The 13480-nt window shown below is 65.2% G+C and carries 10 protein-coding genes; 4 read left to right on the top strand and 6 right to left on the bottom strand.

Annotated features, from left to right (window positions below):
- Positions 1-50: 50 nt before the first annotated feature.
- Entirely contained in the window at positions 51-335 is a 285-nt protein-coding gene (locus XI08_RS24000; protein ID WP_271576220.1) for a GIY-YIG nuclease family protein, read from the bottom strand.
- Between the two features lie 113 nt (positions 336-448).
- On the opposite strand from XI08_RS24000, the gene ligA reads away from it, so the two are divergent.
- Positions 449-2596 carry an NAD-dependent DNA ligase LigA gene (ligA, locus tag XI08_RS23995; protein ID WP_271576252.1) on the top strand — a complete coding sequence of 716 codons (2148 nt, stop codon included), beginning with the start codon at positions 449-451 and terminating at the stop codon, positions 2594-2596.
- Positions 2597-2762: 166 nt separating this feature from the next.
- Here ligA and XI08_RS23990 read toward each other — a convergent pair whose 3' ends face one another.
- Together XI08_RS23990 and XI08_RS23985 are read right to left on the bottom strand one after the other, a co-directional pair.
- Entirely contained in the window at positions 2763-4040 is a 1278-nt protein-coding gene (locus tag XI08_RS23990; protein WP_271576219.1) for a multidrug effflux MFS transporter, read from the bottom strand.
- A 318-nt stretch (positions 4041-4358) separates the two neighbouring features.
- Positions 4359-6188, bottom strand: a complete 1830-nt coding sequence (locus XI08_RS23985; protein WP_271576218.1) for an aminopeptidase P family protein — start codon at positions 6186-6188, stop codon at positions 4359-4361.
- Between the two features lie 188 nt (positions 6189-6376).
- On the opposite strand from XI08_RS23985, the gene XI08_RS23980 reads away from it, so the two are divergent.
- Complete coding sequence (locus XI08_RS23980) at positions 6377-6556, top strand: hypothetical protein (RefSeq protein ID WP_027544679.1); 180 nt, start codon at positions 6377-6379, stop codon at positions 6554-6556.
- 131 nt (positions 6557-6687) lie between these two features.
- Here XI08_RS23980 and XI08_RS23975 read toward each other — a convergent pair whose 3' ends face one another.
- Positions 6688-7575: a 50S ribosomal protein L11 methyltransferase gene (locus XI08_RS23975; RefSeq protein WP_271576217.1), complete on the bottom strand. Its 888-nt coding sequence runs from the start codon at positions 7573-7575 to the stop codon at positions 6688-6690.
- 164 nt (positions 7576-7739) lie between these two features.
- Here XI08_RS23975 and XI08_RS23970 point away from each other — a divergent pair, with 164 nt between their 5' ends.
- The gene (locus tag XI08_RS23970; protein ID WP_049823422.1) at positions 7740-7895 is read left to right on the top strand and encodes a Flp family type IVb pilin; all 156 of its coding nucleotides are present in this window, start codon (positions 7740-7742) and stop codon (positions 7893-7895) included.
- 291 nt (positions 7896-8186) lie between these two features.
- On the opposite strand, the gene XI08_RS23965 is transcribed toward XI08_RS23970, so the two are convergent.
- Positions 8187-9797 carry a phytoene desaturase family protein gene (locus XI08_RS23965; protein ID WP_271576216.1) on the bottom strand — a complete coding sequence of 537 codons (1611 nt, stop codon included), beginning with the start codon at positions 9795-9797 and terminating at the stop codon, positions 8187-8189.
- Between the two features lie 203 nt (positions 9798-10000).
- On the opposite strand from XI08_RS23965, the gene XI08_RS23960 reads away from it, so the two are divergent.
- Positions 10001-12280, top strand: coding sequence for a spermidine synthase (locus tag XI08_RS23960; RefSeq protein WP_271576215.1), 2280 nt, complete (start codon positions 10001-10003; stop codon positions 12278-12280).
- A gap of 165 nt (positions 12281-12445) precedes the next feature.
- On the opposite strand, the gene XI08_RS23955 is transcribed toward XI08_RS23960, so the two are convergent.
- Positions 12446-13429: a glycerophosphodiester phosphodiesterase gene (locus XI08_RS23955; RefSeq protein WP_271576214.1), complete on the bottom strand. Its 984-nt coding sequence runs from the start codon at positions 13427-13429 to the stop codon at positions 12446-12448.
- Positions 13430-13480 lie beyond the last annotated feature (51 nt).

Genomic DNA, 13480 nt, shown 5'->3' with positions numbered 1-13480 from the left:
AATCTCGAGATTTAGGGTTCGGCTCTTCGAGCCACCGTGGAATGACGGGCTTAGTTGCAAATCGACTCGTACAGATCATCCCAAGTCGGGTTCGTTTCGATCAACTGAACCTTCCAGGCTCGCTTCCACTTCTTCAACTCCTTCTCACGCGATATCGCTGAAATCGGATCATCATAAATCTCGAACCAGACCAGCCGAGTAATATTGTATTTCGTTGTGAATCCGGGAACGGCCTTGATTCGATGCTCGTAGGTGCGGCGTACGAGGTCGTTGGTGATGCCGACATAGATTGCTCCATCGCGGCGGCTTGCTAGGATATAGACGTAATACGCCATGAGCCCCTCCCCACCGTCATTCCGGGGTGCACGAAGTGCGAACCCGGAATCTCGAGGTTCCGGGTCTGGTCCTTCGGACCATCCCGGAACGACGAGCTAGAATCTTAAGTATGATGGCAAGAGCAGCAAAATCCAAACCGCTCCGTGACGTCGCCGAGCTCACCAAGGCGCAGGCCAAGGTCGAGCTCATGCGGCTCGCGCTCGAGCTCGAAGAGCATGACAAGCGCTACTATCAGGATGACGCGCCCACCGTCACCGACGCCGAATACGACGCGTTGCGCCAGCGCTTCAACGCGATCGAAAAACGCTTTCCGGAATTCGTCAGCTCGGAATCGCCCTCGCAGAAGGTCGGCGCGGCGCCGTCAGGCCGCTTCAGGAAGGTGCGGCATTCCCTTCCCATGCTGTCGCTCGACAACGCTTTTGCCGAAGAGGACGTGCGCGACTTCGTCGGCCGCATCGTGCGCTTCCTGAAGCTCGACGACGACAAGATCGACTTCTCCGCCGAGCCGAAGATCGACGGTCTCTCGATGTCGCTGCGCTATGAGGGCGGCGAGCTCGTCACCGCCGCGACGCGCGGTGACGGCGCGGAGGGCGAGGACGTCACCGCCAACATCCGCACGCTCGAAGACGTCCCGCAAAAGCTCAAGGGCCGCAATATTCCCGACATCTGCGAGGTGCGCGGCGAGGTCTACATGACCAAGAAGGCCTTCCTCGCGCTCAACGAGCGGCAGAAGGCCGAAGGCAGCACCATCTTCGCCAATCCGCGCAACTCGGCTGCCGGCTCGCTCCGCCAGAAGGATCCGACCATCACCGCCTCGCGCCCCCTGGGCTTCTTCGCCTACGCCTGGGGCGAGATGAGCGCGATGCCGGAGGGGACGCAGAGCGGCATGATCCACTGGTTCGAGCGCTGCGGCTTCAAGACCAATCCGCTGACCAGGCTGTGTCACTCGGTCGAGGAGCTGATCGCGTTCCATCAGAGGATCGAGGAAGAGCGCGCCGAGCTCGACTACGACATCGACGGCGTCGTCTACAAGGTCGACCGCATCGACTGGCAGGAGCGGCTCGGTTTCGTCTCGCGCACGCCGCGCTGGGGCATCGCACACAAATTCCCGGCCGAGCGCGCCATGACGGTGCTGCGCGACATCGAGATCCAGGTCGGCCGCACCGGCTCGTTCACGCCGGTCGGCAAGCTCGAGCCGGTCGGCGTCGGCGGCGTGATCGTGCAGAACGTCACGCTGCACAACGAGGATTACATCAAGGGAATCGGCAACAAGGGCGAGGTGCTGCGCGAGGGCCGCGACATCAGGATCGGCGACACCGTCGTGATCCAGCGCGCCGGCGACGTCATCCCGCAGGTGGTCGACGTCGTCCTCGACAAGCGGCCGAAGAGTGCCAAGGAATTCCACTTCCCCAAGAAGTGCCCGTGCCCGCTGCACACCGACGTCACGCGCGAGGAGACGGCCGCCGGCGAAGAGGGCTCGCGCGCCCGCTGCACCGGCGAGTTCGCCTGCCCCTATCAGAAGATCGAGCACCTCAAACTGTTCGTGTCGCGGCGCGCCTTCGACATCGACGGCCTCGGCGAGAAGCAGCTCCAGTACTTCTTCGACGAAGGCTTTGTGAAAGAGCCCGCCGACATCTTCACGCTGGAGAAGCGCAACGCGAAACTCAAGCTCGAGGAGATCGAGGGCTACGGCGCCACCTCCGTGCGCAACCTCTTCGCCGCGATCGAGAGCCGGCGCAGAATTGCGCTGGAGCGTTTCGTCTATGCGCTCGGCATGCGCCATGTCGGCGAAACCACCGCGCTCGCGCTGGCACGCGGCTACGGCTCGTGGGGGGCGTTCCACGACGCCTGCCTCAAGGTCGCCAAGGGCGACGAGGAGGCGATGGCGGACATGGATGCGCTCGACCAGATCGGCGACACCGTGATCAAGAGCATCGCCGACTATTTCGGCGAGAGCCACAACCGCGGCATCGTCGAGCGCCTGACCAGGGAAGTCGAGATCGTCGACGCCGAGAAGCCGAAGAGCAACTCGGCCGTCGCCGGCAAGACCGTGGTGTTCACGGGTTCGCTGGAGAAGATGACGCGCGATGAAGCCAAGGCCACCGCCGAGCGTCTAGGGGCCAAGGTGTCGGGCTCGGTGTCGAAGAAGACCGATCTCGTCGTCGCCGGCCCCGGCGCTGGCTCGAAGCTCGCCGAGGCCAACAAGCACGGCGTCAAGGTGTTGACCGAAGACGAGTGGCTGAAGCTGATCGGGGAGTGAGGTGGGCGGCTTATCCTCCTGCTCCGCTGTCATCGCCCGCGCAGGCGGGCGATCCAGTACGCCGCGGCCTCTCCGTATCCCTGCACCGTCTCTGGAATACTGGATCCCCCGCCTTCGCGGGGGATGACACCGAGGGTGTTGCAACGGCAGTCGCTCACCGCGACAGCTACATCATCCCGCTCTCTTCCTCCTCCGCCTGCTCGATCAGCGTCTCGCTCACCACGATCTCGCGGCGGGGGACGACGAAGATCATCATGCAGGCGCAGAGCAGCGAGATCGCGAGAACCGCGGAGGTCAGCGGTAGCGTCGTCGAGGAGTGGCCGCCGAGATAGGCGCCGAATTGCGACATCAGCGCGCCGATGCCCTGCTGGAGGAAGCCCATCGCGCCCGACGCGGTGCCGGCCGCTTCAGGGCGGATGCTGATCGCACCCGCGGCGGAATTCGCCATCACGAAGGCATTGCCGGCCATCACGATCATCTGCGTGCCGAACAGCCAGGCGGGCGCTTCATTCCAGCCGGCAAAACTCCAGAACAGGTTCAAAAGGCTGCCGCCGAGCTGAAGGCCGAGCCCGAACCAGATCAGCTTTTCCAGCGCGTGGCGCGGCGCAAAGCGCACGCAGAGCAGATTGCCGACGAGATAGGCAAAGCCTGACGTCGCAAACCACGCGCCGTATTCGGCGCTGCTGCGGCCCATCTGCGTCACCACGATGTAGGGGCCGCCGCCGGCGAAGGTGAAGATGATCTGCGAGGCCAGCACCTGGCACATCACGTAGCCGACGAAGGCGCGGTTCCTGATCAGGGTGCCGATGTCGGCGCGAAAGCCGCTGCCGGCGGCGCGGCTGCGCCGCGTTTCCGGCAGCGCCACGGCGATGCCGACGGCGACCGCGACTGCGCCGATGGTGATGGCGTAGAAGATCGCGCGCCAGCCGAACGCGGTCTCGATCAGGCCGCCGGTGAGCGGCGAGAGCATCTGTCCGATCATCAGGGCCGCGACGACGAGGCTGATCATGGAGGCGACGCGCTGGCGCTCGTAGATGTCGCGGATGATGGCGCGGCTCACCACCATGCCGGTGGCGCCGCCGAGCGCCTGGAAGAAGCGCGCGGCGATCAGCTGCGGCAGGTTCTGCGCGAAGATGCAGGCAACGCTCGCCGCTACCATCAGCGCGAGCCCTGCGAGCAGCACCGGGCGCCGCCCGAACTTGTCCGACAGCGGCCCCATGATCAGCTGCGAGCAGGCGATGCCGACCATGAAGAGCGACACCGTCATCTGCGCGACCGAGATGTCGCTGCCGAAGTTCGTCGCCAGCACCGGGAGCGCCGGAACCAGCATGTAGAGCGAGATCGGCGCAATGCCGGTCATGACGACGAGCAGCAGCAGCACCACCCGCGAGGTCGCGATGGTCTTCATTGCCGCTTCCGGCGGCCTGCTGATCATGCCGTGCATGCGTGTCCGTCTCTGACAGGTTCGAATCGGACTGTAGCTTGCTCGCGCAAGACCGATATCGGCGTTTCGGAATGCGGCTATACGGATTCCGGGACGGTTATGATGAGGGCACGATGGCGACCGATTGGGCGCGCGTCTCGTTCCACAAATGCGGTGTCATTCCCCGCGAAGGCGGGGAATCCAGTATTCCAGCGGCAGCAGTTCTATACGGAGAGGCCGCGGCGTACTGGATGCCCCGCCTTCGCGGGGCATGACAGTTGTTGTGGGGAAGCAGCCGTGCGCAAATCGCGTAGTGCTATGCGCCGAGGAATGACGACCTTACGCCTTCAGCTCCGCCGTCGCCTGATCGAGCCACGCTTTCGTTGTCTCGTCCAGCGCCGGCCCTACCGCGGCCCTTACACGCGCGTGGTAGGCATTGAGCCAGTCGAGCTCGTCGCGGCTCAGCATGGCGACGTCGATCAGCCGGCGGTCGATCGGCGCCAGGGTCAGCGTCTCGAACGCGTTCATCGGCTTCTCGGCGCCCTTGATGTCGGCGGCGACCACGAGCTCGAGGTTCTCGATGCGGATGCCGAAACCGTCGGTCTTGTAGTAGCCGGGCTCGTTGGAGAGGATCATGCCGCGCTTCAGCGGCGTGGTGCCGAGCTTCGAGATCCGCGCCGGCCCTTCATGGACGCTGAGATAGCTGCCGACGCCATGGCCGGTGCCGTGCTCGAAATCGACGCCGGCGGCCCAGAGATATTGCCGCGCCAGCGTGTCGAGCTGAGCGCCATTGGTGCCGTCGGGGAAGATCGCGCGCGCGATCGCGATATGGCCGCGCAACACGCGGGTGAAGCGGTCGCGCATCTCGCTCGTGGGCTCGCCGACCGCCATGGTGCGCGTCACGTCGGTGGTGCCGTCTTCATATTGCGCACCGGAATCGATCAGCAGCAGGTCGCCGGGCGCGATGCGCCGGTTGCTCTTGCGGGTGACGCGATAATGCACGATGGCGCCGTTCGGGCCGGTGCCCGATATGGTCGGAAACGACACGTCCTTCAGCGCGCCGGTGTCGCGGCGGAACGTCTCCAGCGCTTCCACCGCGTCGATCTCGGTGAGCTTGCCGCTGGGCGCTTCGCGATCGATGAAGGCGAGGAAGCGCGCCAGCGCCACGGCATCGCGGCGATGCGCCGTCTGCGTGCCCCTGATCTCGGTCGCGTTCTTGACCGCCTTGAGCAGCGCAATCGGATCGCCGCCGCGCACAGGCTTGCCGCCGGCGCCGGCGATCAGCCGGCTCAGCGCATCGGCCGCGGTGGCATTGTCGAGCGCGATCGCGGCGCCGCTCTTGGCCAGCGCCATCAACGTCGGCGCCATCGCATCGGGCTCGCGCACGTCGGCCGACTGCTCGAGATGGTCGCGCGTCAGGTTGGAGAGCTTGCGGTGGTCGATGAAGATGGTCGGACGTCCCTCCTTCGGTACCAGCGCGTAGGACAGCGGCAGCGGGGTATGCGCGACGTCGGCGCCGCGGATGTTGAAAGTCCAGGCCACGGCATGGCTGTCCGACAGCACCAGCGCGTCAGCGCCGACCTTGGCGATCTCGCTTTTGATCTGCGCCAGCTTCTCGGCCTCGCCGATGCCGGCATGTTGCATTCCGTGCACGGCGACGGGAGCAACCGGCGGCTGCGGCCGGTCGTGCCAGACCGCGTCCACCGGATTGCTGTCGACCGCCACCAGCTCGGCGCCGGCCTTGGTGCAGGCGGCGGCGAGGCGCTCGGCTGCCGCAAAAGTGTGCAACCAGGGATCAAATCCGAGGCGGTCGCCGGGTTTCAGATGCGCCGACACCCAGCTCTCCGGCGGAGGGTCGATCAGCGATTCCACCGCCCAGGCCTTTGCGTCGACCTGCTTGGCCGCCTGGATCGTGTAGCGGCCGTCGACGAACAATGCGGCCTCGTGGGCCAGCACCACCGCCAGGCCCGCCGATCCGGTAAAGCCGGTCAGCCAGGCGAGCCGCTCTTCCGAAGGCGCCACATATTCGTTCTGCTGCTGGTCGGCGCGCGGAATGACGAAGCCGGTCAGTTTGCGGCGGGCGAGTTCTTCGCGGAGCGCGGCAAGGCGCGCCGTCAATGCGACGCCGGCCTCGGGCTCCTCGAATGTCTGGAAGTGTGCTTCGAACATGGTGGATCACTTTAGGATCATGGGGATCGCTCCGCAATGTAGACGCATTCGCGGCGCATCTGGCATGGACTGTGCTTGAAAAAGTTCCGCTTGAGTCGAGTGGAGTAAAGGGATGCAGCCTTTGAGCTCCGTCCGGATAACAGGGAAATTCGAGCAAGTGTTTCTACTCAACGGCGAGGGGACACACGATGCCAGCGTTCACGTTTGAGAAGATTTCGCCGCCGGCCCGCCGGGCCCCGGCCGCAACGACACCGAAGAAGCCGCGCGGTCTCATCAGCCAGATGATCGACCGTATCGCCGAGCGCCGCGCGAGGCGCGTCTTGCAGGGTGATCGCGCAATGCGGCGGGACGAGAAGCCGGCGGAGTAGCGTGGCGATGGCGATGTCGTCGTAGGGTGGGCAAAGGCGCAGAGCGCCGTGCCCACCATCTCCCCACCATCGCAGGTGAACTCGGTGGGCACGCTTCGCTTTGCCCACCCTACGCTGTTCACTGCTGCACTTCACCCGACCTTCCGCAGCAGCAGGCTGCTCCACCCCTCGATCCGCAAATGCCGCAGCGGCACGAGGCCACGTGCGCGATAGGCGGCGATCACGGCGGGGGCCTGGTGCGTCAGCAGGCCGGAGAGGATGACGCGCGCCCCGGGCGCAAGGTGCCGCGCCATCGGGCTCGCCAGGTGCCGCAGCGGATTGGCAAGGATGTTGGCCAGAACCAGGTCGAACTGGCCCGCCCGGGCAAAATCCGGCGCGGCGAAGCCGGTGGCGCGGATCACCCGCACATGGTGACCGACTTCGTTCAGCCGGCCGTTCTCGGCCGCCACCCGCACCGAGGGCGGGTCGATGTCGGAGGCAAGCACGGCGCGATGCAGCGCCTTCGCGGCCGCGATCGCCAGCACGCCGGTTCCGGTGCCGAGGTCGAGCACGTTGCTCGGGCGGGAACTCTTCAGGACATGGTCAAGCAGGAGTAAACAGCCGCGCGTGGTGCCGTGATGGCCGGTGCCGAAGGCGAGCGCCGCCTCGATCTCGATCTTGAGCTTGTTCGGCGCGACGCGGTCGCGGTCATGGCTGCCGTGCACGACGAAGCGTCCGGCCGGCACCGGGACGAGATCTTCCAGGCTGGCCTTGACCCAGTCCTTGGCTTCGACGGTATCGAAGGCAAGCGTGTCGGCGATGTCATTTCCTGCCGAATTTACAACGAGTTCGCGCAGCCAGGCCTGGTCCGGCGCATCCGCAAAATGCAGCGTGACGTCCCATTGTCCGTCCGGCCGCTCGAACGCGGCGACCGCCGCATCGCCCTCGAAGAACACCTCGGTGAGCACGTCGACGACGCGCCGGGCAGCGGTCTCGCTGCCGATCGAAAAACTGGCGCGATGGGTCGGGGAAAGCTGCATGCTAGGGTCCCGTCAGGTTCAATTTTTGGAACTTTTGTTCCCGATTTTTCGCACAACTTGCAATTCCGGGATTAACCCGCCCGCAGGTTGCACCCCGTAGATTTGCGGATGTTGGGGCGAACCAACACAGCTTGAAATAGAAACGGAGGCGAGTCTTGACGCGCATGGTTTTGAAGTTCTGGTCCGATGAGTCCGGTGCGACCGCAATCGAGTACGGCCTTATCGCGGCCGGCATCGCGCTCGCGATCATCACCGTGGTGAACGGCCTGGGTACCACGATGAACGATAAGTTCACTTCGATTAGCACCTCATTGAAATAATTTCCGCCTCCCATTTTCCAGCGGGGGCTACTTTCTTCTTAGGCCGTTTTTTGACGATCGCCCGCACAGGGAATTGCCCCTGGCGGGCGAAGTCGTTTTCCCGCGTGCGATTCCCGGCCGGTATCCACCGCTTGTCCGCCATTTGCCAGAGCGTTATCCACCGGCTCTTCCCCGTCATTGCCCGGCGGTTTTGCACCGCCGTTCCCCAGACTTGTCCCGATGGTCTGGTGCCGCCATCCCCTTCCTGGGCAAACACCTGCCAACAGGCTTGTCCACAGCCCATCCACAGACCTATCCACGGCTTCCGAACAGCGAGCGGTGATCCCGCAGGATCGTCTGTGCCGCATTGTGGCCGGGAGCTCCGGTGACGCCGCCCCCGGGATGGGCGCCGGAGCCGCAGTGATAGAGGCCTTTCAGCGGCCCGCGATAATCGGCATGGCCCAGCATCGGCCGGGCCGAGAACAGCTGGTTCAGCGTTAGCGCGCCGTGGAAGATGTCGCCGCCGAGGAGGCCGAACTGCCGTTCGAGATCGAGCGGTGACAGGATCTGGCGGCCGAGCACGCTTGACGCAAAACCCGGCGCGTAGCTGTCCACCGTCGCGATCATGAGATCGGCGACCTCGTCGCGATGGTCGTCCCAGGATTTCCCTTCAGGCAACTCCGGCGCGACGTGCTGGCAGAACAGGCTCGCGACATGCTTGCCTGCGGGCGCCAGCGTGTCGTCGAGCGTGGAGGGGATCAGCATCTCGACCACGGGTTCGCGGCTCCAGCCCAGCGCGCGCGCATCGAGAAAGGCCCGGTCCATGTAGGGAAGGCTCGGCGCCAGGATGATGCCCGAGGTGAGGTGATCTCCGTCATCCGGCAGCGCCGTGAAGGAGGGCAGGCGGTCCAGCGCCACGTTCATGCGGAAGGTGCCGGAGCCGTTCTTCCAGTGGCGGATGCGGGCGAGGAAGTCCTTCGGCAGGGCGTCGGCCGCGATCAGCCGCGTATAGAGCAGCTTTGGATTGACGTTGGCCGCGACATATTTCGCGCGGATCGTCGCGCCGTTCTCCAGCACGACGCCGACGGCGCGGTCGCGTTCGACGATCACTTCGCGCACGCCGGCATCCGTGTCAATCGCGACGCCCCGACCCTGCGCGGCGCGCGCCATGGCTTGCGTGATCGCGCCCATGCCGCCGATGGCATGGCCCCAGACGCCCTTCTTGCCGTTCACCTCGCCGAAGGCGTGATGCAGCATCACATAGGCCGAGCCGGCGGCGTAGGGGCTGGCATAATTGCCGACGATGGCATCGAAGCCGAACAGCGCCTTGACCAGATCATGCTCGAACCGCTCGTCCAGCATCTCGCCGGCCGAGCGGGTGAAGAGATCGAGCAGGCTGCGGCTTTGCTCCAGCGTCAGGCCGCGCAGGATGTTGGCGCTCTGCAACGCGTTCACGGCCTCGCGGATCGCGTTCGTGCCAAAACCGTCGAGCAGGTTCGGCGGCGCGCGCAGCACGAATTGGCGCAGCACGTCGGCGATGTCTTCCAGCTCGCGCGAGAAGCCGTCGTGTGCATCCGCATCACGCGCGCTCAGCCGCGCGACTGACGCTTTCGTCCGTCCCTCGCCGGTGAGCAGATAGCTGCCGTCCGGCGCGGGCAGAAAATTCTGCGCCCGGCGCTCGACGATTCGCAGGCCCTGCTCGGCAAGCTTGAGGTCGCGGATCACCTGCGGATTGAGCAGGCTCACGGTGTAGGCTGCGACAGAATTGCGGAAACCCGGATGAAACTCCTCCGTGACCGCCGCTCCGCCGACCACCTTGCGACGCTCGACCACGCGCACGCGCAGGCCCGCCATCGCGAGATAGGCCGCGCAGGTGAGGCCGTTATGGCCAGCGCCGATGATGACAACGTCGGTTTCGGTCATGATGTCCCTGGCGTCATTCCGGGGCGCGCGAAGCGCGATCCGGAATCTCGAGGTTCCGGGTTCGATGCTTCGCATCGCCCGGAATGACATCTCTATATCAAGCATTCCTCGCTGCAACATCACGAGACCCTTTATTGCCCGTTCAGGCGTGGTGTGCTCCATTGCGCGCGCCCGGCGCCCGCCGGAATTTAGCCGGAGATTCCATGGATTCGATCGTGCAACCCGCCGCCACGGAGCAGCCGTCGTCGTCGCGCAACCGGCTGTTGCTGGCGGTTTACACCGCTGCGATCTTCGTCAGCGCGCTGCTCCTGTTCTCGGTGCAGCCGCTGTTCACGAAGATGGTGCTGCCGCGGCTCGGCGGCTCGCCGGCGGTGTGGTCGGTCGCCATGGTGTTCTTCCAGTCGCTGCTGCTGGCCGGCTACGCCTATGCGCATCTCTTGATGCAGGTGAGGAACCGGATCGTTCCGGTGGTGGTGCATCTGGTGTTGCTGGTCCTGGCCTTTGCTACGCTGCCGCTCGGCATTGCCACCGCCTATGGTGAGCCGCCCGCGTCGGGCTATGCGGTCTGGCTGCTCGGCCTGTTCGTGGTCTCGATCGGGCTGCCGTTCTTCGCGCTCGCCGCCAACAATCCGCTGCTGCAGGCCTGGTTCGTCCGCACCGGCCATCCCGCCGGGCACGATCCGTATTTCCTCTATGCGTCCTCCAACATCGGCAGCTTTCTCGCGCTGTTATCCTATCCGTTCCTGCTGGAACCGGTGTTCACGCTGCATACGCAGAACCGCTTCTGGACCGGCGGCTATGGCCTCCTGATCGTCCTGATCGCCGCCTGCGGCGTGCTGTTGTTGCGCTCGCCAAAACTGGCGGTGGTCGATGCACGAACCGAGGAGATCAATGCGCCGGCACCCGGCCTCGTGACGCGGCTGCGCTGGATCTTCCTCGCCGCGGTGCCGTCGGGCCTGCTCATCGCCGTCACCGCGCACATCTCCACCGACGTCGCGGCGGCGCCGCTTCTGTGGGTGCTGCCGCTGTCGCTGTATTTGCTCACCTGGGTGGTGGTGTTCCAGTCGCGGCCGCTGCTGCCGCACAAATGGATGCTGATGCTCCAGCCGGTCGCGATCGCGGGCGTCGTCTTCCTGCTGGCCTTCGGCGGCGAACAGAATCTGCTGCTGACGCTCGGCGGTCATCAACTGTGCTTCTTCGTCATCGCCATGGCCTGTCACGGCGAATTGGCGCGGACCCGGCCGGCCGCCAAATATCTCACCGGCTTCTATGTCGCGCTGTCGTTCGGCGGCATGGTCGGCGGCCTCTTTGCTGGCCTCGTTGCTCCATTCACCTTCTCGTGGATCGCCGAATATCCGATCCTGATCGCGCTCGCGGCGCTGTGCCGCCCGTCCGCCAACGAGCGTCTTGCCGGCATCGTCAAATGGTACTGGCTGGCGCTCGCCGCGCTCGCGGTGGCACTCGTTGCGCCGTCCTACACCACAGGCAGCCTCTCGATCTGGTTCGAGGACCACCGCGTCTGGGTCGCGGGCTCCGTCGGCGTGCTCGCTGCGCTGCTGACGCTGGCGCTCAATGCCGGCCGCTGGAAGATCTTTGCCACGGTTGCGCTCGCGCTGGCGTTGATCCGTGTCTATCCGGCGGACGAGGGCCGCGTCACCACCGTGCGAAGCTTCTTCGGCGTCCACAAGATCGTGGAGACGCCCGGCGGCTATTTCCATGTGCTGATGCACGGCACCACGATCCATGGCGCCGAGCGCTTCCGCAACAATGACGGCACGCCGGTCACCGGCCGGCCCGAGCCGATCACCTACTATCACAAGGACGGCGGCATCGGTCAGGCCATCACCGCGCTCCGCGAGCGCAAGGGGGCGCCGTTGAAGGTCGCCGCGATCGGCGTCGGATCGGGTACGCTGGCCTGTGCCGCCGAGCCCGGGGAGAGCTGGAAATTCTTCGAGATCGACCAGTCGATGGTCGACGCGGCGCGCGACCCGAAGAATTTCCGCTACATCTCGAGCTGCCTGCCGGACCTGAAGCCGGTGATCGGGGACGCCCGTCTGACCTTCGCGAAGGAGCCGGACGGCGCCTATGACTTGATCATCGTCGATGCCTATTCGTCGGATGCGATCCCGATCCATCTTGCGACCGAGGAGGCGATGAAGATCTACAAGGACAAGCTCGCGCCCCAGGGGGCCGTGGTGATGCACGTCTCCAACCGGCATCTCGATCTCGAAACCGTCGTGGTTGGCATCGCCGATGCCAACGATCTCAAGAGCTGGGTCTTCAACGAGGATTCCGGGCGGGATGGCGATTACATCTTCTCGACCGACGTCGTCATCTCCGCGCGCGAGGACGCCGACGTCGGGAAGATCGCCTCGTCCAAGGTCTGGGAGCAGACCGAAGCCGACGACAGGGTGCGGGTCTGGACCGACGATTATTCCAACATCCTCGGTGCGCTGTATCGGCGTTTGAGGGATGGGGAGTAGGGCTGCTTCGTAACTTCGTAGCCCGGATGGAGCCAACGGGTCGGCGCGAAGCGCCGCCCGATGACAGGCTCCGCGTAATCCGGGGCCGCTTTCACGTGGTGGGCACTGGTCCCGGATTGCGCTGCGCTCCATCCGGGCTACGCGGATAGAGCGTTTATCGGAGAACTATGGCTGCACCGGTGTCCCCGCCGGCAGCGCAATTCCCCTCTCGCCCGCCACCTGCCGCAACAGGTCGGGCCTGTCCGAGATGATCCCGTCGACGCCGATCTCGATCATGCGCGCCATGTCCTCAGGCTTGTTGACCGTCCAGACCACGACGCGCAGCCCGAGCCCGTGAGCTTCCGAGACGAGTGCCGCAGTCACGTCGCCGAAATAGGGCGACCAGATCGCGCCGCCCGCAGCCTTGATGGTGCGCGGCAGCGAGCCGCCGTGATCGGCCGGACTGAAACCCGCAGTCCATTTGGTGGCCTTGTCCAGCGCGATCGTCTGGCCCGAGCCGCGCTGCAGCGTCAGGTATACGGTCGGAATGTTCGGGGCCTGCCGCTGGACGAGCTGCAGGGTCCTCCAGTCGAACGACTGGATCATGACGCGTTCGGAAATCTTCTCGGCCTCGATCAGCCCGAGCAGTTTGGCGACAAAGCCTTGCGGGTCGAGGGATTCGTCCGGGTGGTTCGGATCGATCTTGGTCTCGATGTTGAAGCGCACGCGATCGTTGCCGGACTTGCGCACCAGTGCGAACAGCTGCCTCAGGGTGGGAATGCGTGTCCCCGGCACTGCGCGCTGCTCGGGGAATTGCCTGGCGTAAGAACTGTCCGGCCGGATCTGGCCGACGTCATAGGTCCTGACATCGGCGAACTGCAATTTCACGAAGGGCGTACCGGGAGGAGCGACATAGGCGCCGTTCGCATCCCGCGCGAGATCGGGATTGAGCCCGCGTTCATGCGAGATGATGACCTCGCCATCGGCGGTCACGCCGACGTCGAGCTCCAGCGTATCCACGCCCATCGACAGCGCGTTGGCGAAGGCCGGCAGGGTGTTTTCCGACAACAGCGCCCGGCCGCCGCGATGCGCCTCGAGATCGAAGGCCATGGCCGGTCCCGCTGTCAAAACCCAGAGCAAAGTCAGAACGGTCGTGGCACGTGATGACATGGTGCCTCGAATGGCGATCGGGTGTTCGTGCTGACCGGCGAGGGGCCGTTG

The sequence above is a fragment of the Bradyrhizobium sp. CCBAU 11361 genome (assembly GCF_028128935.1).
Lineage (GTDB): Bacteria > Pseudomonadota > Alphaproteobacteria > Rhizobiales > Xanthobacteraceae > Bradyrhizobium > Bradyrhizobium niftali.
This window is presented reverse-complemented; position numbering and strand designations above follow the sequence as displayed.